This window comes from Pararhizobium sp. IMCC3301 (assembly GCF_030758315.1).
Lineage (GTDB): Bacteria > Pseudomonadota > Alphaproteobacteria > Rhizobiales.
This window is the reverse complement of the sequence record NZ_CP132336.1, coordinates 2,655,476-2,676,205: the sequence shown is the minus strand read 5'-3', so window position 1 is coordinate 2,676,205 and position 20,730 is coordinate 2,655,476. Positions and strand designations below refer to the sequence as shown.

At 50.9% G+C, this 20,730-nt stretch carries 18 protein-coding genes and 2 pseudogenes; 13 read left to right on the top strand and 7 right to left on the bottom strand.

Annotated elements, in window-relative coordinates:
- Positions 1 to 72: 72 nt before the first annotated feature.
- The 6 genes from RAL88_RS12950 to RAL88_RS12925 all read left to right on the top strand — a co-directional run bounded on the left by RAL88_RS12950 (position 73) and on the right by RAL88_RS12925 (position 4,695).
- A complete protein-coding gene (locus RAL88_RS12950) occupies positions 73 to 621 on the top strand; it encodes a hypothetical protein (RefSeq protein ID WP_306263975.1) in 549 nt (182 codons plus the stop codon).
- A gap of 1 nt (position 622) precedes the next feature.
- The gene (locus tag RAL88_RS12945; protein ID WP_306263974.1) at positions 623 to 2,602 is read left to right on the top strand and encodes a type IV secretory system conjugative DNA transfer family protein; all 1,980 of its coding nucleotides are present in this window, start codon (positions 623 to 625) and stop codon (positions 2,600 to 2,602) included.
- A gap of 25 nt (positions 2,603 to 2,627) precedes the next feature.
- Positions 2,628 to 3,691, top strand: a protein-coding gene (locus RAL88_RS12940) for an IS630 family transposase (RefSeq protein WP_371932098.1) whose coding sequence is annotated in 2 segments (ribosomal slippage) — positions 2,628 to 3,114 and positions 3,114 to 3,691 — 1,065 coding nt in all. Because the reading frame shifts where the segments join, the coding sequence is not laid out codon by codon here.
- 47 nt (positions 3,692 to 3,738) lie between these two features.
- Positions 3,739 to 3,888 carry a hypothetical protein gene (locus tag RAL88_RS12935; protein ID WP_306263970.1) on the top strand — a complete coding sequence of 50 codons (150 nt, stop codon included), beginning with the start codon at positions 3,739 to 3,741 and terminating at the stop codon, positions 3,886 to 3,888.
- Between the two features lie 112 nt (positions 3,889 to 4,000).
- Entirely contained in the window at positions 4,001 to 4,348 is a 348-nt protein-coding gene (locus RAL88_RS12930) for a DUF3768 domain-containing protein (protein WP_306263969.1), read from the top strand.
- 107 nt (positions 4,349 to 4,455) lie between these two features.
- Positions 4,456 to 4,695 (top strand): hypothetical protein, encoded by a 240-nt coding sequence (locus RAL88_RS12925; RefSeq protein WP_306263967.1) that lies wholly within the window; start codon positions 4,456 to 4,458, stop codon positions 4,693 to 4,695.
- A gap of 339 nt (positions 4,696 to 5,034) precedes the next feature.
- Here the strand turns inward: RAL88_RS12925 and RAL88_RS12920 are convergent, their stop codons facing one another.
- Together RAL88_RS12920 and RAL88_RS12915 are read right to left on the bottom strand one after the other, a co-directional pair.
- On the bottom strand, positions 5,035 to 7,002 hold the full coding sequence (locus RAL88_RS12920; RefSeq protein WP_306263965.1) for an ankyrin repeat domain-containing protein: 1,968 nt from the start codon (positions 7,000 to 7,002) through the stop codon (positions 5,035 to 5,037).
- A gap of 234 nt (positions 7,003 to 7,236) precedes the next feature.
- Positions 7,237 to 7,563, bottom strand: coding sequence for a hypothetical protein (locus tag RAL88_RS12915; protein WP_306263964.1), 327 nt, complete (start codon positions 7,561 to 7,563; stop codon positions 7,237 to 7,239).
- Positions 7,564 to 7,646: 83 nt separating this feature from the next.
- On the opposite strand from RAL88_RS12915, the gene RAL88_RS12910 reads away from it, so the two are divergent.
- Complete coding sequence (locus tag RAL88_RS12910; RefSeq protein ID WP_306263962.1) at positions 7,647 to 8,501, top strand: replication-relaxation family protein; 855 nt, start codon at positions 7,647 to 7,649, stop codon at positions 8,499 to 8,501.
- Between the two features lie 219 nt (positions 8,502 to 8,720).
- Here the strand turns inward: RAL88_RS12910 and RAL88_RS12905 are convergent, their stop codons facing one another.
- Positions 8,721 to 9,185, bottom strand: a complete 465-nt coding sequence (locus RAL88_RS12905; protein WP_306263960.1) for a hypothetical protein — start codon at positions 9,183 to 9,185, stop codon at positions 8,721 to 8,723.
- Positions 9,172 to 9,525, bottom strand: coding sequence for a helix-turn-helix transcriptional regulator (locus tag RAL88_RS21715; protein ID WP_371932097.1), 354 nt, complete (start codon positions 9,523 to 9,525; stop codon positions 9,172 to 9,174). The genes RAL88_RS12905 and RAL88_RS21715 overlap by 14 nt, the downstream gene beginning before the upstream one ends.
- Positions 9,526 to 9,841: 316 nt before the next feature.
- Here RAL88_RS21715 and RAL88_RS12900 point away from each other — a divergent pair, with 316 nt between their 5' ends.
- From RAL88_RS12900 to RAL88_RS12885, 4 genes and pseudogenes are all read left to right on the top strand, one after another.
- Positions 9,842 to 10,012: a hypothetical protein gene (locus RAL88_RS12900; protein ID WP_306263958.1), complete on the top strand. Its 171-nt coding sequence runs from the start codon at positions 9,842 to 9,844 to the stop codon at positions 10,010 to 10,012.
- Positions 10,009 to 11,670: a recombinase family protein gene (locus tag RAL88_RS12895; RefSeq protein WP_306263956.1), complete on the top strand. Its 1,662-nt coding sequence runs from the start codon at positions 10,009 to 10,011 to the stop codon at positions 11,668 to 11,670. The genes RAL88_RS12900 and RAL88_RS12895 overlap by 4 nt, the downstream gene beginning before the upstream one ends.
- Positions 11,671 to 11,738: 68 nt before the next feature.
- Positions 11,739 to 12,827, top strand: a complete 1,089-nt coding sequence (locus RAL88_RS12890) for a type IV secretory system conjugative DNA transfer family protein (RefSeq protein ID WP_306263954.1) — start codon at positions 11,739 to 11,741, stop codon at positions 12,825 to 12,827.
- Positions 12,828 to 12,855: 28 nt separating this feature from the next.
- A pseudogene (locus RAL88_RS12885) lies at positions 12,856 to 13,134 on the top strand (transposase domain-containing protein); the annotation flags it as partial.
- A gap of 442 nt (positions 13,135 to 13,576) precedes the next feature.
- Here the strand turns inward: RAL88_RS12885 and RAL88_RS12880 are convergent.
- On the bottom strand, positions 13,577 to 16,831 hold the full coding sequence (locus RAL88_RS12880; RefSeq protein WP_306263952.1) for a filamentous hemagglutinin N-terminal domain-containing protein: 3,255 nt from the start codon (positions 16,829 to 16,831) through the stop codon (positions 13,577 to 13,579).
- Positions 16,832 to 16,842: 11 nt separating this feature from the next.
- A complete protein-coding gene (locus RAL88_RS12875) occupies positions 16,843 to 18,690 on the bottom strand; it encodes a ShlB/FhaC/HecB family hemolysin secretion/activation protein (RefSeq protein WP_306263950.1) in 1,848 nt (615 codons plus the stop codon).
- Between the two features lie 96 nt (positions 18,691 to 18,786).
- On the opposite strand from RAL88_RS12875, the gene RAL88_RS12870 reads away from it, so the two are divergent.
- Together RAL88_RS12870 and RAL88_RS12865 are read left to right on the top strand one after the other, a co-directional pair.
- Positions 18,787 to 19,074: a thermonuclease family protein gene (locus tag RAL88_RS12870; RefSeq protein ID WP_306263949.1), complete on the top strand. Its 288-nt coding sequence runs from the start codon at positions 18,787 to 18,789 to the stop codon at positions 19,072 to 19,074.
- A gap of 583 nt (positions 19,075 to 19,657) precedes the next feature.
- Positions 19,658 to 19,849 (top strand): annotated as a pseudogene (locus tag RAL88_RS12865) (recombinase family protein); the annotation flags it as partial.
- A 139-nt stretch (positions 19,850 to 19,988) separates the two neighbouring features.
- Here RAL88_RS12865 and RAL88_RS12860 read toward each other — a convergent pair.
- Positions 19,989 to 20,258: a hypothetical protein gene (locus tag RAL88_RS12860; protein ID WP_306263947.1), complete on the bottom strand. Its 270-nt coding sequence runs from the start codon at positions 20,256 to 20,258 to the stop codon at positions 19,989 to 19,991.
- Positions 20,259 to 20,730 lie beyond the last annotated feature (472 nt).

Below are 20,730 nucleotides of genomic sequence, written 5' to 3'. Positions count from 1 at the left end.
CGATACATTTCAACCATAAGATTTGGCAGGAATCACAAAGAAGCGAAGCATTCTTTGGGATGGGGAGGTTTCATGCAATTGCTTTTGTCACGCGATCAAGTCAGTTCAACAGCGTTTTCTCTAGTTCCGCTTCGAATCGGGAGCGGTACGACCTTCACCCTGTTGGCGGAACTGGAGTTGACCGCTGAGGAAGATGCCCTCTTGAAGAAATACAATTTCGCCAAGGCGCCGCTGGTTGTCAGCGACCCGATTGACGACCTCAAACAAAGTTTCCGCCCCGCGTTGGTTCTTGGTTTCGTCGCCTTCATTGTGTTCTGGGTTTTGACCTCGTTCACAGCGGCCTTTGGCATGGCTATGTTGGTGACCATGGTAATGACGATTGTCTATTTTCGCAGTTTGCGCGAACAGATTATTGTCAGCCAGTTGCTGGCAGGCGGTCGCAAGTTCCGTTGCGACAGCATCGTGGCGTTAATCCAGAAAGAAGCCTTTCTGCGGCACATCTGTGCCCACCTGCGGCAGGTTCTGGAAAGCGCCAAGAACTGGGGTGACCGGGAAGCCATCCCGATTGAACCCTTATCAAAGATTGAAGCCATGCAAGCGGTCCTGAAGGCCTCCAGCTAGGATGAGTTTCCGTCCCATCTATGAAGGTTGGGATGTTCCGGGGCATGTGTCCCGCCACCTGCGGCAGCGCTTCTCCGGCTTTGGCCTCAATCGCGATCAGGCTGGGGCTGTGCGACAGGCGGAAGCGATTTGGCAGACGCTGATTGAAAAGGAACTGGACAGTGCTGCCGGTCAGGCCGCCTTGGCCGAATCAATGGCCAGTGCCGCCTTGGAGCGGCTTGGTGCCGACACCGAAACCACACCCTTCCGTACCCATATCACGGACGTTCTGGCCGATCTAATAGTCTATGAAGGCTGGTTTGCCATTCCTGATTTTACCAACCCACCAAAGCTCTCCCGTTCGGAACTCTGGCAGATAGAGGATCAATTGAAGCGGGTGGCCGCCATCGTTGATGAGCTCGATACCATTATCGAGTTGGTCACCGAATTTACCGTCTCTATGATTGCCCCGCTCATTGCCGATCATCCCCGGTTACTGACCACCAGTTCCAGTGATGGCATCCCCTTCACCACCAATCTGCTGGAAGTGACGACCAGTCTGCCTACTATCATGGAGCAGTTGATCCACCTGCCTTTTGCCCCGGAGTTTGAGCCGCTGGTATTGTTGCCGCGCCTGCGGGACCGGCTGGAATACAATCTTCATATTGTTTCCGGTGGCGTACCCGGTGACACGGGTAACCTGCGTACTTTAAAACTGCCCACCAAGCAATCCGCGATACCCGATCAGAAACTGGCAGCGGCCTATCTTGACGGCACGCCGCTCCAGAAGCTGTTTGACCATTCTCTCACCGTCACTTTGCCGCCCACCACCCGGTTTGAGCACCATCACATCGTTGCGGGTTCCGGTCATGGCAAAACCCAGACCATACAGCATCTCATCCGGCACGATCTGGAAGCCGTGGCAGCAGGCGCGGCGTCTATCATTGTCATCGACAGTCAGAGCGATCTTATCAACAACATTGCCGGGTTGGAATCGTTCGCGCCGGGCCAGCCCCTGGCTGATCGGTTGGTGCATATCGATCCAACGGATCTGGAATGGCCGGTGGCGCTTAATCTGTTTGATGTTGGCCTCGACCGACTGGACCAATATTCGCCACTGGATCGCGAGCGGCTGACCAATTCAATTCTCGAACTGTATGACTTCGTGCTCGGCTCATTACTGGATGCCGCAATGACGCAAAAACAAACAGTGATTTTCCGATACATCACCCGGCTGCTGCTGCATATTCCCGGTGCCACCATTCACACTCTGCGCGAACTGCTGGAAGATGGCGGTTCCGACCGCTATCGCTCCCATATGCAAAAGCTGCAAGGCTCAGCCCGAGCCTTCTTTGAGCACGAATTTGACAGCAAGGAATTCCAGGGCACCAAACGGCAGGTGCTGCGCCGTCTCTACGGTATTCTGGAAAACCAGACCTTTGAACGGATGTTCTCCCATCCCAAAAGCAAGCTTGATCTGTTCTCCGAAATGAACGCGGGCAAAGTAATCCTGATTAACACCGCCAAGGATTTGCTGAAGGAAAGCGGCACCGAAATCTTTGGCCGGTTCTTCATCGCCATGATTGCCCAGGCGGCCCAGGAACGGGCTGTACTGACTGCTGCCAAGCGCTTGCCGACCTTTGTCTATATCGACGAGGCCAATGATTATTTTGACCGCAATATCGGCATTATTTTAAGTCAGGCACGCAAATACAATATCGGCGTAATTTTGAGCCATCAATTCCTGGGCCAATTGGACACCAAGCTGCACGAAGCCATCGCCGCCAACACCGCCATCAAGTTTGCCGGTGGTGTTTCGGCCAAGGATGCCCGTGCCCTGGCGGGTGATCTGCGCACTGACGCCGGTTTCATCGAAAGCCAGTCAAAACTACACTTCGCCGCCTTCATCAAAGGTCAAACCGAGCGGGCCGTATCCCTCCACATTATACCAACATCAGCAAATTCTGACTCAGGTGGGATTCCCAAGGCTCTGATTTTGTGATTCATCATGGCAAAGGAGATTTGCCATGCCTACTGCCATACCGCTTCGCTGTGATTTTGATGCTCCTACTCTGCGCCGGCTTGCGCGTCGATGTCGTGACAACCGTCAGATACGCCGGTTGCTTGCGTTGGCCGCTGTGTACGAAGGTATGAACCGGACAGATGCGGCGCGGATTGGCGGGATGGATCGTCAAACGCTGCGCGATTGGGTGCATCGCTTCAACGAAGATGGCCCTGATGGATTGACCAACCGCTCAGGAGCCGGACGCCCTCGTTTGCTGAGCGATGAGCAAATGCTGGAACTGGCGCAGATTGTCGAAACGGGACCAGAGCGAAAGATAAATGGTGTTGTGCGGTGGCGGCGCATTGATCTGGTTCGGATGATCAGCGAACGGTTCGGGGTAATGTGCTCTCAAAGCGTCGTCTCCGATTATCTGGCTGAGCTCGGCTTTTCCCATATCTCAGGCCGTCCGCAGCATCCTGCTCAAAATCCGCAGGTGATCGAGGCTTTCAAAAAAACTTCGCCAATACGCTCGCAGCCCACATAGCCGACCTGCCGGAGGGCACTCCAGTTGAGGTGTGGTTCCAGGACGAAGCTCGTATTGGACAAAAGAACGGACGCGTCCGTATCTGGGCGAAGAAAGGAACTCGACCACGCCTGCCTGCCGACCAGCGTTACCAGAACACCTACCTGTTCGGTGCCATTTGTCCCAAGCGCGGAACAGGTGCGGCTTTGGTCCTGCCCTCCGCCAATACCGAAGCGATGCAATTGCACCTCGATGAGATCAGCAAATATGTCGCCCGCAAGGCCCATGCAGTGGTGCTGATGGATCGCGCAGGCTGGCACACGACAAGCAAACTCAACGTACCCAAAAACATCACCATCATCTTGCTGCCGTCAAAGTCGCCAGAGCTGAACCCGGTCGAAAACATCTGGCAATACCTTCGGGCAAACTGGCTCTCAAACTGCGTCTTCAAAGACTACACCGCTATCGTCGATGCAGCATGCGATGCATGGAACAATCTCATCCATCATCCAGAAGTCATCACATCAATCGGAATGAGAAACTGGGCTCATGTGGGTCAGTGATTTCTGACTTTGGTATTACACCCGGTCAATTGGAGCAGTTGCCGCGAATGGATGACGACGCCAGGCGCGCCTTGCGTGATTCCATGCGGCAGCGCTATGCCGTCCACTACAGCGAACTCAATGCCAGTCACCAGCCGACCGAAAATGATGGCAATCCAGAGACAATCGCAGACACCGGCGAACCGATGGACTGGTGAAACCAGTCGATCCTGGTCGTTTGATTCCATGATACACTGAAACCAGAGCCACGACTCCTTTCTCGACTTGCGCACCTGATGATCGGGCGCGCCTAAGGGAAAGGAGACCATGATGGCCAGTTCATCAGAAACGATACGCGACCTCAATGACCGGTTTCGCCAGGGCGACTCGACCATTCCTGGCCGAGTTATGATTACCATTGGCGTGCAAAATCTGATTGCTGAACATGATGGCTGTTCACTGGAACAGGTCATCGAACAGGTTCAGCAGTTTGATACCTTCGCCGCCGACAATGATCCGCAGGCCGAGCATGATTTTGGAGCCTTTGATTTTCTGGGAGCCAAACATTTCTGGAAAATCGACTACTACGCCCCAGACTTGCAACACGGTTCGGAAGACCCGGCAGACATTTCCAAAACCACGCGCGTCCTCACCCTCATGCTGGCCGAGGAATACTGATGGCACCGCCTCGGGATCGCCCGCTTACCAAAGCCGACCGGGAGTGGATCTTCCGCCGCGCCACCGCAGCGCTACCACGAAAATAGGGTGTGGCCATCAAGGAAGGCATGACCGATGAGCAACTGACGGCCGCTCTGAAGGACATTCTTGGTATATTCGGCGGCCGGAGCGCGTCGGGAGAACTCTCCTTCACCGTCATGGGCGCGGGATTGCGCATCTGGGGTGGCTGGCAGGTCGTCAATCACGTCATTGAGCCGCCGCTCTATGCCGGAAAGATCACCATTGCTATTGCGCGGGAGATCTATGGCATTGCCGATCCGGACAATCCGCAACTGCGCCTCTTTTGAAACACCGCCACCGATGGCGGTGTTTTTTCTGTTCTGCAAAAAAGTGTTCCACGAACATGGCTGACTTTCCGATTCCACCACGATCCATCATCGACCATAGCGAACGGTGACAAATGGCCGGTCAATCCCAGAAGAGCGACATTCCGAGGCTCACCAAATGCAGAACACCAAGGATACCAACAATGAAATTGACTTTCTTGTTGTCGGACGCGACCGCTGTATCAAACGCGCTGCCAAACGTTAGTTGCAAATTGCCTTGTTCGCGGGCCTTTTCGCCTTGGACATTGAAGATATATTTATACGCCACCGACACATATGGCCGGTGAAATAATAGTCATATTATCTGCCCATGCCGAGTACAATTGGTAGAATTTGCGATAGCCCAGAGCTCACCAAATCAGCAAATGAATCCAAAGCACCAGTCCTAAGAGACCCCACCGCGCCATCTACGCTACTATTATAACGATCAACCATTAACTCATCGATATCAAGGCCACCATCATCATTGTAATCACTGCCCTCGATCAGTGTCGATGCAATGTATGGCCCAACAATCGCAGACATCGCCACGCCTACCATCAATTTTTCAATTGGAACTGCAGGCCCATCGTGAGAGTAGTAGGTCACAAAGAACGACAACGCCCTAATTATTCGAGCTATTTCTGCCTTTGATAGAATTCCATTACCGGATACATCAAACGCCGTAATAATAGTAGATAAACAGATTCGGGCGTTCGCACCACTACAGCTTATTCCGATTTGATTTATGTGCGAGAGGAGAGATAATGCCTCGCTAAATACAAGATTTATTTGAGGATTTGCATAATCACATCTAGCATATTCGCCGACCTCAGGATCACGCAACATACCATCCCCAACGACTATCGTTTGAGGTATTTCAAAATCCAATCCCTTTAACGGTATCTTTTGTCTTATTTCCCAGCGTATATACCCATTTACAAGCGAATATTTAGCCCCAGTAATATAGAATATTCTTGAAAAATATTTCTTTTCGTCTGTTTTCAAAACATAGAATTCGACTATTATTCTGCCAGCGATAATTTTGGTGTTAGATTCGGCGCTTGAACAATCGGGGGTCGACCATATTCCATCAAAGTCTCGCGAGAATTCTGCGTTGGGGAAAGGAACGAGCGAGCCGGACAGTTGCATCTGTTTCGTCAGCATATCGGATAAAGATAAATTATTATCCAGCGCCTGCACATAGCTATTTGATGTGTTGTTTTGCGAAATGCTATCGGATGCACCTTCGAGTCGGGGCTTGAGGTCGCTATACGGTTGAGTATTCATTAAGCCATTTTCCACGACCACTCGCCATATTCTCTTATGACCGATCGATGGATCCGCGCCAGCATCAAGCATGGCTCGAACGCCTTCTGCATTTTTAAAAAAAACCAAACCATACAGAGGCGTCAAGCCGTCCAAGTCAACAGCATTTATATTAGCACCCGATTGGATTAATGTCCTGATAAATTTCGCCGTATTATAACCGGTTAGATGCAAAGGCGTTGATCCGTAAATATCTGCAATATTAACGTCAGATCCATATTTGATCAGTTTTGTTCCTATGACTTCCGCAAAATTGTTCTGAGTTGATGCTTGAACATAGTGTAGAGCAGTTTGTCCTTGTTTATCTTTTATATTTAGATTTAGGCCGTTATTTACTAATATATCTAATATTTCTACAGTTTCCTGAGTTGGATTTCTCAATATTGCTTGTGGAAAAAATTCTCCGTCGTTATTTATTTCTGAAACATCCATTCCTTCATGAAGGCAATAATTAACTTTCCAAACTGCATTATAATTTATAATGCTGCTCCAGTCTCCGCAGTATTTCATCGATAGTGGTAAAATCTGACGCCGATTTGGGTCTAGAAATATACTAGCGTTTTTCCAGAGCACATATTTTTCGGGGGGTAAGACGAAGCCCGTCCCCTCGCATTGGCGGATGGCATTTTCAATGTTTTGCAGCACTTCTGGTGTTGCTATAGAACTTGGAGAAATCAGCTCAATTGAGCCCGCTACAATTCTTCCATTTTGAGCAAGTGAAAAGCTAACCGTAATTGAACCACCAGGTACGAGGTTTTCGTCTTTCATTGCTGCGCAATTTCTGAGTTTCGCCGTCAAGCCTCTCCAGTCTTTGGTTTTAAGCGGTTCGAGGTTCAACTGAGAGTATTTGTTCTGCGCTGCCGTAGCTGAAATCCCAACAGGGAATATTGTGAGAAAAATTGCCATCGCTCCGGCAATAAACCGAAATACATTCAAAATATTCACCGATCCAATCACCATACCGACCTCCTAAATCCATATATTGGGACTTAATTTTATCAACACCCAAACTTGGCAACTATGCTGATGCCCCTCATGTGGCGTTCTTCGAAATGAGAGACTGGCATGGATCGTTTCTTTACCCCAAACTTTTTCGGTTTGACGTCAATTACGGCCAGTCTTCCACGGATTTGATGCAATTCGAGTAGGATTTCTCGGACTGGCCCAGAATTTGGGAATAGCGCCACCGCAGCGCTACCACGAAAATTGGGTGTGGCCATCAAGGAAGGCATGACCGATGAGCAACTGACGGCCGCTCTGAAGGACATTCTTGGTATATTCGGCGGCCGGAGCGCGTCGGGAGAACTCTCCTTCACCGTCATGGGCGCGGGATTGCGCATCTAAGGCGGCTGGCGAACAGTCAACCACGTCATCGAGCCGCCGCTCTATGCCGGAAAGATCACCATTGCTATGGCGCGGGAGATCTATGGCATTGCCGATCCGGACAATCCGCAACAGCGCCTGCTCTGAAACACCGCCCCCAATGGCGGTGTTTTTTTGCAAAAAATGTTCCATGAACATGTTTCACTTTCCCAATCCATGGCGACCCATCATTGACCATAGCAAACGGTGACAAACGACCGGTATGCTGGTTGTCTACCGCCATGACTATCGACCACCATCAAAACGCCACCAAAGACCCCCGCCATGACCGGCTGGGCCGCCGTTTGCGCTTCAGGCGTTGCCACACTGGAAAACGCCTCATACTGGGCGCGCGCGATTGCGACATCCTGGGCTGGCTCCATCGCTATCGTTTTCTTCGGCAATCCCAGCTTTTGGCCTTAATACAACCCCAGTCAGCCAAACGCTTCACTGAACGCTTGGGTGATCTCTATCATGAGACGGGCTATATCAATCGACCGTCCTTTCAGGCCAGCCAATTCGATAGCCGCTGCACTTCAATGCTGTATGAAATTTCGGAGGCAGGCCAGGCCTATCTGGTTGCCCTGGATCAACTGCCAACCCGCGCCGTTACGTTTTCCCGGCGCACCCGCCCTCGATACAATCCGCAGTTCCTGCATACCATGATGATCATTGAAGCGCTGCTGACAGTGGAAATGGCCACAATCGTTACCCCCGGCCAGCGGTTTGTCCCGGTTGATGAAATTCTGGCCAAGGCACCCAAACCGGTTCAGCAAGCTACCAATCCGCTGTCGGCTCCGGTCACCATCCGGCCTGGGGAAGGGCTGCCCGGTCTGCGCTCAGCGCTGAACACCCACATCATCCCCGATGCCCTCTATGGCATCGAATATCTGATTGATGGCCAGCAGAAATATCGCTTTTGGGCGCTGGAATGCGAACGCACCAGCCCGAGGCGTCGAAACACTATCCGGGTCTCCAGCACGCAGTTAAAGCAGGCGGCCTATGACAGTCTGATCCAATCCAAAGCCTTCCAGCGGCATTGGGGTATTCCCAATTTGAAACTGCGGATTGTGACGAGAGAGGGGATTGGGAGCTAACCTTGCCCGTCTCTCCGGCAGTGGCGAAGGCGACCAGGTTCGGTCAGTCTGATATTCCACGATAAACCGCCAATCAAGGGCCTGCCGGGCCACTTGATGGTTTCACCCTTGACTGGCGGTTTCTCGCGGAGTGAGAGGCCATGACGAACCAATCGCGAGGTGTGGCCGAACTCCACAGAAAAACACCACCCGCCAAAGGAGTGGTGTTCAAAAAGAACGTTATGCTGCCTCATCGGTCAGCGTGAGCGACAAGGCGAGTGTCAAAGCTTCAAAAAAGATCATGCTGCGTGGCTCCGGTAGCCAGCAGGGTGGTTTTTCTGGCAGCTGTGATTTCAGATCGGGAAACCGTCTGGTCAGCGCCTCTGCCTCTTCATATTTGTTCTTGTGTAGCCGCAGGCGTGGCACAGTTACATTGATGACTGGAGCATCTTCTGCTGCCTTGGCGATAGCAGCCAGGAGCTTGATGGTCAGGCCATGCTTGCGCATGCGCTTGGTGAGCCGTTCGGACACGAACGCATCGGGTTTGAGGAGATCAATCCAATAGCTGGTTTTGGCAGCCACCTGTGCCGGTGATTTACTTGCCACCTTGGACAGGCCCCAATCAATCAGGCGTTCTCCCTCCAACAAAGCGTAGCCGACCTTCCCGGTCGCGGCGGCGACGCCCAGCACTTTATACCCGGCCATGCTCATTTTTGGATGAGACCGCTAAACGGCTCGGGAGACTGTTCAAGGTGTGGTTACGGTTAAATCGTCCCAGCCACGCCTTCGGGCAATCTGGCAACGAGGACAGCTGTTGATGAACGAGTTTCCGGGCGCGTTCGAACATCGAGGCAAACAGGCTTTCAAAAGACCTCCCGTAGATCAGCGACAGGGTACAAATTTCCTGCACTGAAGGCGTGCTTCTGCCGGATTCCAGCCTCGATATCCGGCTCGGATTAACGTCTAATAAATGGGCGCAATCTTGTTGCGTCAGACCTGATTTGCGACGGGCCACCTTCAGGTCCAGTGCGAATTGTGCATTCATACATATTATGATTACAGTTCGGGCAACCACTGACTTGGCCGACAGGAACACCAGACGCAATTGCCCCAGTCTAATAAATTTCTACCTGTGTCAAAGAACTCAGTACCACCAGTTCAGCCCGAAGCCGCTTGGAGCAGGAGGGGTGAAACCCCTCCACCAACGCTCCGACTAAACTGGTGGTAGATTTATACTGGTAACTCTTTCCTATCGTCCTGTCAGGTTACCCTTTCGGCATTTCAAAACAAGTAGGCACCAATTGCCAATCCGGCATATCAGGCCTTCTGGCAGCTATGATCCACGCCGCTAGACTAGGTCCATGCAAAGCCACCAAAACAATCTACCGCCGGAGCTGGAGCGCTATCTGGCGCTGTGTGAACGCGTCCATCAACGCATGATCAGAGAGGGCACCTGGCCCTGGAAAGACGATCCCGATTCGACAGATGGCCAGGATTTGGTAGAGTCTGAGGATAATCCCACTGATATATGAAATCTTGTTTTGGCTATGTCCGCGTCTCCTCCCACAGACAGGGTGAGGGTGTATCCTTGGACGCGCAAAAAGATGCCATTCTTCGGTTTTCTGGTTCCAACAACATCACCATCAGCCAATGGTTCGAGGAGCAGCAAACGGCTGCCAAATCTGGCCGCCCGGTTTTTAACAGTCTGCTAAAAGCTCTCAAAGCTGGCAAAGCCAGCGGCGTTGTCATGCACAAGATTGACCGATCAGCGCGGAATTTCTTTGACTGGGCCAAAATCGGTGAGTTAGCCGACAGTGGCATCAACGTTCATTTCGCGACCGAAAGCCTCGATTTCCAGTCACGGGGCGGACGGCTGACCGCCAATATCCAGATGGCAGTGGCCGAAGACTATGTTCGCAATCTGAAAGCCGAAATCCATAAAGGTCAGCGAGGGCAATTGAAGCGTGGCTACTATCCTTTCAAAGCCCCCATCGGCTATCGTAACAATGGGGGTAATGAGCTCAAAACGATTGATCCACATTCCGGGCCGTTGGTCAAAACGGCGTTTGAGCTGTATGCGACCGGGCAATACTCGCTTCATTCCTTGCGCTATGAAATGGCCCCCCGTGGACTACACCGCTCATCTGGAGAGCCGTTGTCGAAAGGGTGTGTTGAGAAATTCCTGGCCAATCCTTTCTATACCGGACTCATCCGCATCCATCGCACCGGTGAAACTTATCAGGGTGCCCACCAGCCACTGATCGCCACCGCCTTGTTTCAGCGGGTAGCCGAAGTGCGTGCCGGAAAAAGCGGCAAGAAAACCACGCGCCACAATCACCTGTTTCGCGGGCTGTTCCGCTGCGCCACTTGCCGATACTCCATGATTCCGGAAAAGCAAAAGGCCTATGTCTATTACCGCTGTCAGTCAGTAGCGTGCCGGGGAAACAGCGTCCGCGAAGAACCGCTTGATAGGGCAATTGCCAAGGTGCTGGGGAAAATCAAACTCTCACCGCAACACCAGACAACGATCAACCAGCGAGTGGAGCAATGGTGCCGCACCAAGACCAACTCTGGAAGACACAGCAGCGGTGCCATGCAACTGGCGCAGGTGACACAAAAAATCACCAAACTGGAAGACGCCGCAATTACTGGAATCATTGATGCTGACAATTTTGCCAAGCGGAAGGAAAAGTTTTTATTGGAGCAGGCCGCCTTGAACGAAAAGATGGAAACGGCCGCCACCAATCGCACCGATTCCGAACGAGTGCACAAATTTCTCGAACGGATAAAAAACCTTGCCGAGCACTATCATTTTGCCAATCCGGCTGAAAAACGGGAACTGGTCGAAATAGCCACCTCGAACCGTACAGTCGTCAACAAAAACGTCACTGTTGAGCCATCGAATTGGCTTCGGGCCACCGAGGTTGCGGTGGGTGGCTTCTGTTGTGCACAGTCTCCACCCACTTCTCGAACCAGTCACGAAATGCCAAACCAGCAAACCGGGGCTGGGTTGGCGGAAAAGACGAGTGATTCTGAAGCATTTTCAGAGATCGAAGCTCGTCACCTTGAGCAAGTGATTGAAGCTGCCAACTCACCAGAAGCCCACCGCATCTACGAGATGTTCATGGATGGCTATCGCGGAGCCGCGTTGGGCACAGAGGATTGCCGGGCTAATCATAAACGCCTGTGAAATCGGCCCGGGAAATTATCACCACGATTGGCCAGACACGGGGCCGACCACCGGACCGGCTGTTTGGTATGCGTCAGGCAGACCGGCTGTTTCATTCGTATATTATAGGCCAGACGGGCACAGGTAAATCCAGTCTGATGCGCACCATGGCCACTCAGGATATCAATCGTGGTCAGGGGTTCTGCCTGATTGATCCGCATGGTGATCTGGCTCAATCTGTCCATAAGCAGGCCGGTGACAATTGCCTGTACTGGGACGCCGCTGATCCAGCCTGTCCCTACGGATACAATCCGCTGACCTATGTATCAGAACCATACCGCCCATTGGTCGCCTCTGGCCTGATTGATGCCCTCAAGAAACAATGGGCCGATGCCTGGGGGGCCAGAATGGAACATCTATTGCGCTATGCCTTGCTGGCTTTGCTTTCTCGACCAGGTTCAACCCTGCGGGATATCATGCCGCTGTTTTTGCAAACTGAGTTTCGGAAGCAAGTATTGACCACGGTAACGGATGAGCAAGTGCGACACTTCTGGACCAGCGAATTTCCCAACATGAACTACAAAACCGCCGCCGATGGGGTAGCTCCAATCGCCAACAAGTTAGGGGCTTTTATGGCCCATCCCCTGGTACGCCGGGCCGTCTGTGAGCCGGAGAAACCCCTGCGGTTTCGTAGCATCATGGATAAGGGCCAGACATTGATCGTCAATCTGTCCAAGGGGCGGCTGGGGATTGATGTTGCCAACATCCTGGGCGGTTTGATTGTCTCATCCGTTGCCCTGGCCGCGTATAGCCGTCAGAATCAATCGGAGAGCGAGCGGCGGCCATTTCTGCTCTATGTTGACGAATTCCATTCATTCACGACCACAGCCTTTGCCGACATGCTGTCCGAATTGCGCAAGCATGGTCTGGCATTAGTGTTAGCCCACCAATACACGTCGCAACTGGATAATGAAGTCCGGGAAGCCATCTTTGGTAATGTGGGAACGTTGATTTCATTTCGGGTCGGGGCTAGTGATGCCGCCATTCTTACCAAGCATTTTGCGCGTGATATTCCGCAGCCACCCGATCTGGTGAACCTGGCCAACTATGACATGTTTATCAAGCTGATGGTGGATGGACAGCAAGGGAAGGCGTTTTCTGGTAGGTCGGTTGTTTGATAACAACGTTCTTTGACTCAACGGCGGCGGTCCGCAGGCCTGGCTCACCCACGTCCTCAGCCGTATCGCCGATCACAAGTTCACCAAGCTGGACGAGTTGATGCCTTGGCGTTACGCTGCCAGACATCGTAACCGCCATTTCGAGTCTCGGAAAGGTCGGGCTGGCCGAACTCTCGCCATTCGCATGGCGGAACGGGTACTCAATCACGCATCTGGCGTTGCTGCGATGAATGACCGGTATAGTTATTGGGAAGAGATGGTTGAGCTAGACTTTTCTGATTTCAGTTATAAGTTGGGCATCTACTAGATAATCTAAAATTGGCTGAAATGTATAGACAAATAATATTATTGCTGTTTATCCACATCGTAATATAGGTTTGTGTACGTAACCTGTATAATTTATCTATGAAGTATCTCTCAAAAAAAATTGATAATTTTTATGTATTACAATTTTTCTGGATAATAATGTTAATTTATGGTGGTTATTTCTATGTGTACGGATATTTCACTTCGCCAACAATAAATATCACAGGTGATATTTTATCTTCAATATTCTTGTGGATATCTTTGACTAGTCATACAATATTATGCTTTTTTTCTATATTTTTTAGCTTTAAATATCGAAAACAAGGACGTACGGCCATTTCAAATAAGATTGCCAAGCTTCCATTATTTCATCCTATCACATATTTTCTTATCCCAGTGATAATTATAAAAATTGTAAATATAATTAACATTAATTAACAAAATCACCAGCTTCCATTGTTGTTATTTAAATTTTCCTCTAACGAATTTATAATATTTTTTATAGAATGCTTGTTAATTTTTGAGGTGCTAAAAGTATATTTTGTTGATCCGATTTGGTTCCGTACTGCACTAACGGGGTCACCTGCTAGCCTCACATTAATCACATTCGATAAATTACTCGGGGCAACACCTTTTGATGGCCCCAATCCAGCAGCGTTAAAAGTTACCGATTTAATTTGGCTATTCTCACTGGCTACATATTGAGCCAAACCACCACCCAACGAGTGGCCAACAGTGGTTAATTGTTTCCCACTGTACTCGGCTTGCGCAAAATTGGCAAAAATGAGCGCAAAATCATATTGGTTGAGATCCCGATCTCCAAAAATTAATTGAGGAAGATTGGTGCCTACATAATCCGCCATAAATGAAACAATAGGCACACCGCTAAATAGTGTAGCGCTCCCTTCAAATACCAAGGCAATTTCGCCATTTTTTTCGTAAATTGCTGCGTTAAAACCTGATGCACTCAATGTTAGCATAACTATTTCAAGCTGTGCTTTCTCAACAATTCCCTGTGCCGCGAACCCATCTCTCAGTATATCTTTCCAAGATTTCTGCAAATTCCAGCCATCAATTGATTTCGCATTGTCGTAAATTCCGTTCGCTAAATTTGCATATGTCAATAACGCAGAAGCCGCATTGGTGTTCGACAATCGGCCGGACCACAAGTCAATCTTGTTTCCGTATGAATCATACCCAGGAGTTCTAATCACAATTGGAACAGCGTCCTCAAGAAACGGGGGGGTGGACTGCGCAGTGCCTAACAGTAACTCCGGATCCGACACCACCGGCGGCACCGGCGGCACCACCACCGGTGTCACAGGCACACACGTAATCCCTGCACATTGCGTCACTGGGTTCATCGACTCCGCCACCTCAAGCAACGGCAGCACATTGAGCTCTCCACCCACACCTGCTTGGCTTCCGGCCGCCACGAGTCCATTGGAGTTAATTTCGGCGACATTGTTACCTGGCTGCGTAGCTGTCAATGTGCTTGCTGGATCGATGAACAGGAACACAATCTGCGACTGGCTCGTATCAGTGATTGCACCATCTGCCAGCACAGCATTGTGATCCATGATCAGCTGCAGCGATATCGGGGTACCGCCAAGATTGATGGAGTTCTGGCCGAATGTTGCAGTGGCAGCGTTGTAGGAAAAGTTAACAAACCCACCTCCGGCAGAACTCAGTTCATATGAACCTGAAGAAGACGGATAGTTCTGAATGTCGATCTGAATTGCGCTTGGATTGCCAACATCTGAACCGAACCCAGCGGCTGAGATGTTTGCCCCTTCTTTGGCTGCCAATAGCACCAGCCCGCCATTGGTATCGACGAAGCCGGTATTGTTCCCGCGAATCTGCCCCTCTGCCGATGCGAAGCTCAAGAGAAGTCTTCCTGAGGTCGAAGTAATATCAACTCCGCTTGCAATCACAATATCGTCAACCGAGTTAAACCCGAGGATGCCGTCCCCGCCACTTGTCTTGTTTATGTCCGCTTCAATTGAAATCCATCCGGCATCATCACCCAACGAGTTTACATTAGTAATGAATACCGCAGTGCCACTATTGAGCGCAGTCTCGATGGTAGCAGCATCTATGATGGAAGCAGAACTGTGACTATCAATACGTGTGAATCCACCGAATCCGTCGGGAACCAAATTGTATTGATCGACTGGGACGTAAAAGTCAGCAAACACGTCTACGAGCGTACCATTCACAGGGAATTGACCCCAAAATTGGTTTGGCATGATGTCCAGATACTGTTCAAGCCCGTCAACGATTCGAATGTTGACCGGGTCCATAAGCCAGCTACCAACCTTGCCATTTGAAGCTGAAGCATCAGCAGCGGTGAGCACCGAGAGGTAGTTTTTGCCCGAGGTTTCAATAAACCCGCCGTCACCGCCGTTTGAGCCTCCACGCGCAGTAATTGTTGCGGATGTCAGCGTTGCCTCATTTGACCAGACTACCACCTTGCCACCATCTCCGTTGTCGGTCGCATCTGCGGTGATTGTTACGCTTTCTTCCAACACCACAAAGTCGGCGGTTGGAACTGGAAACGCTGAATAGGCAATACCGTATTCAGCCATGGTCTCTGGCGTCGCGTTACCTCCAAGATAGTCCCCACCAATCAGAACGGCTCCACCACCATCATTACCTGATACATTGATGGTTGCCGAAGTTCCCAATATGACCTCACCGGTGACGACAATCTGTCCCTTTTCCTCAGGACGGCGCTTGGGCAGCACTACTTTTGTGATCGGCTCGTAGGTCGTGGCGGACAGGGGTCCAGAAAGGCGCACTACCTGCTGCGGCGCTCCGGCGACTTTTGTCGACCGCGTCTGCGCCCCCAGAATGATCTTTCCGCCGCGCATCCTAACCGTATTTGCCTCAATGACGCCGGTATTGTTAATCACCGAATTCACCGCCAGCCGTGCCGTAGCCGCTGACATTGCAACGGTGCCGCCATCGGCCTTCAATGTGCCTTCATTCTTCACCAGATCAGAGACCGGTTTTCCAGTGGCCACATCAAACACTTCAGCGCTGATCTCATCATCAATAGCAAGCTTCACCAACCCATCCCCATAAGGGTCAATGGTGAAGCTGTTGCCAGAAGCAAGATTAATAGTGCCAAGCCGTGCTGTGATGGTACCGGAGTTGCGTACAGATGGTGCCACAAACGCGGCCAAGCCATAGTCCTTAACACTAATACCTGCTTCAATGACGATGGAAGCTGAGGCATTGCCCGCTTGGTCAAATATCAGATTGCCGGTATTGAAGTTTTCATTGCTGATACCGCTGGTGGTCGCAATTAAACGATTGACGTCCACTTGCGCGCCTGCGCCAAAGTGAATGCCGTCAGGATTGACAATAATCACATTCCCATTGGCTTCCAGGTTGCCAAGGATGCGGGATGGATCATTCGAGCCAGTCACGCGGTTAAGTGTCCAGGACTCGGAGCCTGGTTGCACAAAACGGGTTGTCTCTCCTGCCTCGATATTAAACTCACGCCAGTTGATAATGGCGCGGTCAGTGGTTTGGGTCACGCTCAAGGTTTGTGGGTCTGGGGCGGTAATAGTGGCATCTCCTGATACCACCTTCCCATCAAGCGGGTTCGCGGCAGCATACACGGTGGCAGCCAAGAGCAGCGCGGGTGTGAGAGCAGAGGTCGCATGGAGGCGCTTCTTTAATCGTTTCACCACATGCACTCCTAAAATCTGAAGGCAGTTTTGAACCACCCTCTGGTGTCATCAAGACTGGTTTGGCTATTGGGCTCATCAATGATTTGTGTGACAGCCAAATCAGCCGAGAAACTGCCCTTGCCGAAACGAATGCCAAGACCAGCCGAGGTGCCATTATCATTGTCCGGCGTACCCAATGGCGCATCAATGTTAGTGATGTGGCCAAAATCAACAAACGCATATGGCTGAGCGTATTTGAGTACTGTGCCAGAAACCGGCAGGTCATGCCGGAATTCCAGCGTTGTTAAAAAACACCGGTCGCCGGTGATGATGGAGGAGTCGAAGCCGCGACCAAAGGTACGGCCACCATAGCCGCACTCTTGCGAAGACAAGAGTGGGTCATCAGTCCACTGGGCAAATCCGCTGAGATACAAGCTGTTTCGATTGCCAAGCTGTTGGGTGCGAGAGAGTGTGCCTGTGACTTTGAAGAAATCCACCACGCCGGGAATGCGTGAGGCCATCGGATTGCCGTTTTCAGTGCTGCCCAAGCCTTCAATGCCATGGCTGGCTGAGAGGTTCAGTTGGGTAACGCCATTGAACTCATCAGCTTTCTCATAATCGAGTTCACCGCGAATAATGCGCAACCGGTCTTCAGTGGCCATCATGCCAAGGTTCAATGACTCGGAGTTTTTGAAATCAAAGGCAATCAGGCCAGTGAGATTTTCCGAGCGGGTTCGGATAAACGGAAACGATACGCCAGCGGAAATATTGAGACCTTCGGTTTCATAGTCAAGCGCTCGCAACGCTTCAGTGCCAGGATAGCCTTGGCTATAATTTCCGTTGATGAAGAAAGTTAGACCTTCTGCGGTAAGTACCTGTTCATAGCTAAAGGCAAAGTAATTAAGTTCCAGATCATCATCCTCAGATGGACCTGCGGCGGTGAAAGCCCCTTCAATGCGCTCGTGAATACGCAAGGTGTTATTGAGCCCACCGCCGATGGTGGCCTGATACGGCCCGCTGGCTTCAACTCCATGATTATCGATTGAGACATATCCATCAGCTCGCGTCTCGGTCATGGTGATAATGAGGGTGGATGCATTGGGAGTGGTCTCAGAGGCAACCAGGTTTGACTCGAACTTGAGGCCGGGCAGGTCACTGGCCAGAAGCAGGTAGCGCTCCAACGTCCGATTATTGAGTGGTCGGTCGGCAGTGATAGCAGCACTATATGAGTCAAAGAAATTGCGATAGGACGTCACGCCTTCCGGCCAACGCACTTCATCCACATAGCCTTCAATGATTTGTATCGTGATGGATGCGCCAGCAGGATCAAGTTCCTGTGGGGGTACAATTGCGCGCGAAAGCAGATACCCGTCCTGCCCATACTTGGCGGTGATTTGAGCAGCGATGTCGAAAACTTGCGCGAGGGTGACCTGTTTGCCGATAAGATCACTGTATATGACTGACAAGTCGTTGCTGCTGTATACGGTGGAGCCTTTCACCGTGACGCCGTTTAAGCGAAGAGAGACTGAAGCTGCTTCTGAAGGAGGCGTAGTGCTTTCAAGGCCGCGGGTGACTTTGGGTTTTACCGTAGGGGCAGTACGTTCTTCGAAACGCTCTTCTACGCGGCCAGCTTCAGCACCACCGGGGACCTGGGCATAGCTTGTTTGAATACTGCACAATAAAGCTATGCCCAGCCCTATGGCTGCTGAGAGTTTCAACATGGATTGGCCCCCGCCATTAACATTCACTGCGCTTCTATTTATCAACGAGCGCTTTTGAAGATAAATTAACTGATATTCTCCAGATGGAATTATTCGTAGAGAGAGACTTGCATGTATCGTTGCTTTCTCCGAATCTTTTTCGATTTGGCGCAGCATACGGCTTATCTTCCACGGATTTGACGCAATTCGGGTGGGATTTCGCGGCTCGGCTTCGCGGACTGGACACGAATTTGGGCGTAGCTCGGCGTCCGCGTGGGAGACGGTGCACCTTTCGTATCAGGCTATTATACGCCCGAAATTTGGAGCGCCGATTGTCAGCAGGAATTGGAACTCGGCAGGGCGGTAAAGGCGCGTATGGACGAATTGCTTGCCATAGACGGAGTGCAGGTGTTCGACTCTGGTGATGTAGACAGCACGCAAAGCAAACGTCCCTTGGTCTGGGTCAAGCTACCAGACGGACGCACGGCTGGCTCGGTGCTCATGGCTGAAGGGTTGGCGCGTGAATGGACACCCGGGTATAAAGCAGACTGGTGTGAATGATGGCGTCGTCATTTAAGAAAAAACCCCTACCCAAGAACACAAAGCCGATTTGGGGGAAAATTAGATGAATGTCTTGCTTTGGATCGCTGACGGCGCTTAGGCCTCTTTGCGGCTTGGTAGCTACTAAAGACCGTCCTGTCCCTTTCTGTCCCGCCAAAAGTCTCTGAAAGGCATTTTTGAAACAGGCGTTAAAGCGCAAGGCGTTGAGTTTCCCGCATTCCTACTACTCAAATGACGAGATCGTGCCATTGCCTTACCGGAGCAAGGGGTATCGCAACGAAAATCAACATTGGTACTCAATATAGACTCGAACCCTAAAATTAAAACGAGAACGGGGGTATCGGCTGGGGTACAGGGCAAAACCGCATGCCTAATACCTTAAACCTTTCAAATGCTTGGAAGAAACATGCGAGTCCTCTTCTGGCACCATTTGACTGTTCGACAAGGTTCGGTACAGTACAAAAACAATCATAAAAATCAATGTGATATGGATAATCCCGCTATTTCTGTGTGCGGGATCGTCCAACACGATGTGCCTACATCCACCATTTTTGTTGGTTGTTTTGTTGGCTTTGTTTGGCATACACGCGATGTTTTGAACATCATTCATGGATGCGAGCAGCGCGGTGCAGTCGTCACCATACTTAACCGTCATGTTTCGACACGCGGTGAAATGGGCCACATGGTGCTCTCAGGGCTTGACATGGTGGCGCAGTTGGAGCGTCGATTTATCAAGGAACGCCAACGAGAGGGCATCAAGCGCGCCAAGACAAATTGAATTTACAAAGGTGGAAAGTATCGCTCGATCAATACGGATACTCAAGAATGCGAGTTTATCGTATCCTTGGAATTGCCAATAACCAATGCCTGTGAGTTGAGCCGTTGCGTCTCAACTTCCACTTTTCAAAGTTCGATTATTTTTGTTTCAGCGCATTGAGAATGCTCTGCCATTCAGCTTCAAGTTCATGGCTTGCCTGGGTTTTTTCCGCTCTGCGATACCAGTAAGATGCGTTCGACTTGTCGCCTTCGATGAGGTGAACAAATCCATGAACCCAGTCATGGTCTGGACTTCCCTCGTTGGATTGGCAAAGGTCATGACACGAGCTCCAGTTTGGGCCCATTTCAAAATTATCATCCTTAAGACGTTCGACTGCATCTATCAGCCGTGTTCTTGTCTGGCTCATTGTTCTGATCTCAACTCCAATTCGAATTCATTTCATATTCGCATCTGTCATGGCTTTCAAGCAGACGCGCCTTGATAGCCGAACCGCCTGGGCGACCTTCATTTTTCTACCATTAGAGAACCTGATGAGACAATGTCCGGCAGAACTCCATTCATATGCTGCATCAAAGCGTGAGATCAAAAACTGGGTCCGCGACTACACCGAATGGCGGCCACGATGACCGCTAGTTTCGTGGTTTGGGGACCTGCCAATTGTCAGAGAGGGAAATTAATATCGCTTCCGGTGGCGACGTAATAAATTGGCATTTGCCAGGACAATCCTGTTTCAGGCATGAGAGGTGGTCGGTTTGCATGGCGTTGAACCTGTCGCTGTCAGCTTGATCTGTCACAATTCAGGCGCATAGGACCGCCGCAATTCGAGCGACGGAACCTGGCACCCCGACCTGAAACGTCAAGCCGATCTCTTCATCGGA

What these genes read in the sequence shown, in the direction of transcription:
- RAL88_RS12925 (WP_306263967.1), top strand. Translation starts at nt 4,456, where the DNA reads ATGACCGATGAGCAACTGACGGCCGCTCTGAAGGACATTCTTGGTATA.
- RAL88_RS12900 (WP_306263958.1), top strand. Translation starts at nt 9,842, where the DNA reads ATGCAAAGCCACCAAAACAATCTACCGCCGGAGCTGGAGCGCTATCTG.
- RAL88_RS12920 (WP_306263965.1), bottom strand. Translation starts at nt 7,002, where the DNA reads ATGGTGATTGGATCGGTGAATATTTTGAATGTATTTCGGTTTATTGCC.
- RAL88_RS12910 (WP_306263962.1), top strand. Translation starts at nt 7,647, where the DNA reads ATGACTATCGACCACCATCAAAACGCCACCAAAGACCCCCGCCATGAC.
- RAL88_RS12905 (WP_306263960.1), bottom strand. Translation starts at nt 9,185, where the DNA reads ATGGCCGGGTATAAAGTGCTGGGCGTCGCCGCCGCGACCGGGAAGGTC.
- RAL88_RS12935 (WP_306263970.1), top strand. Translation starts at nt 3,739, where the DNA reads ATGGATGACGACGCCAGGCGCGCCTTGCGTGATTCCATGCGGCAGCGC.
- RAL88_RS12875 (WP_306263950.1), bottom strand. Translation starts at nt 18,690, where the DNA reads ATGCTGCGCCAAATCGAAAAAGATTCGGAGAAAGCAACGATACATGCA.
- RAL88_RS21715 (WP_371932097.1), bottom strand. Translation starts at nt 9,525, where the DNA reads ATGAATGCACAATTCGCACTGGACCTGAAGGTGGCCCGTCGCAAATCA.
- RAL88_RS12895 (WP_306263956.1), top strand. Translation starts at nt 10,009, where the DNA reads ATGAAATCTTGTTTTGGCTATGTCCGCGTCTCCTCCCACAGACAGGGT.
- RAL88_RS12950 (WP_306263975.1), top strand. Translation starts at nt 73, where the DNA reads ATGCAATTGCTTTTGTCACGCGATCAAGTCAGTTCAACAGCGTTTTCT.
- RAL88_RS12890 (WP_306263954.1), top strand. Translation starts at nt 11,739, where the DNA reads ATGCGTCAGGCAGACCGGCTGTTTCATTCGTATATTATAGGCCAGACG.
- RAL88_RS12945 (WP_306263974.1), top strand. Translation starts at nt 623, where the DNA reads ATGAGTTTCCGTCCCATCTATGAAGGTTGGGATGTTCCGGGGCATGTG.
- RAL88_RS12915 (WP_306263964.1), bottom strand. Translation starts at nt 7,563, where the DNA reads ATGTTCATGGAACATTTTTTGCAAAAAAACACCGCCATTGGGGGCGGT.
- RAL88_RS12930 (WP_306263969.1), top strand. Translation starts at nt 4,001, where the DNA reads ATGGCCAGTTCATCAGAAACGATACGCGACCTCAATGACCGGTTTCGC.
- RAL88_RS12860 (WP_306263947.1), bottom strand. Translation starts at nt 20,258, where the DNA reads ATGAGCCAGACAAGAACACGGCTGATAGATGCAGTCGAACGTCTTAAG.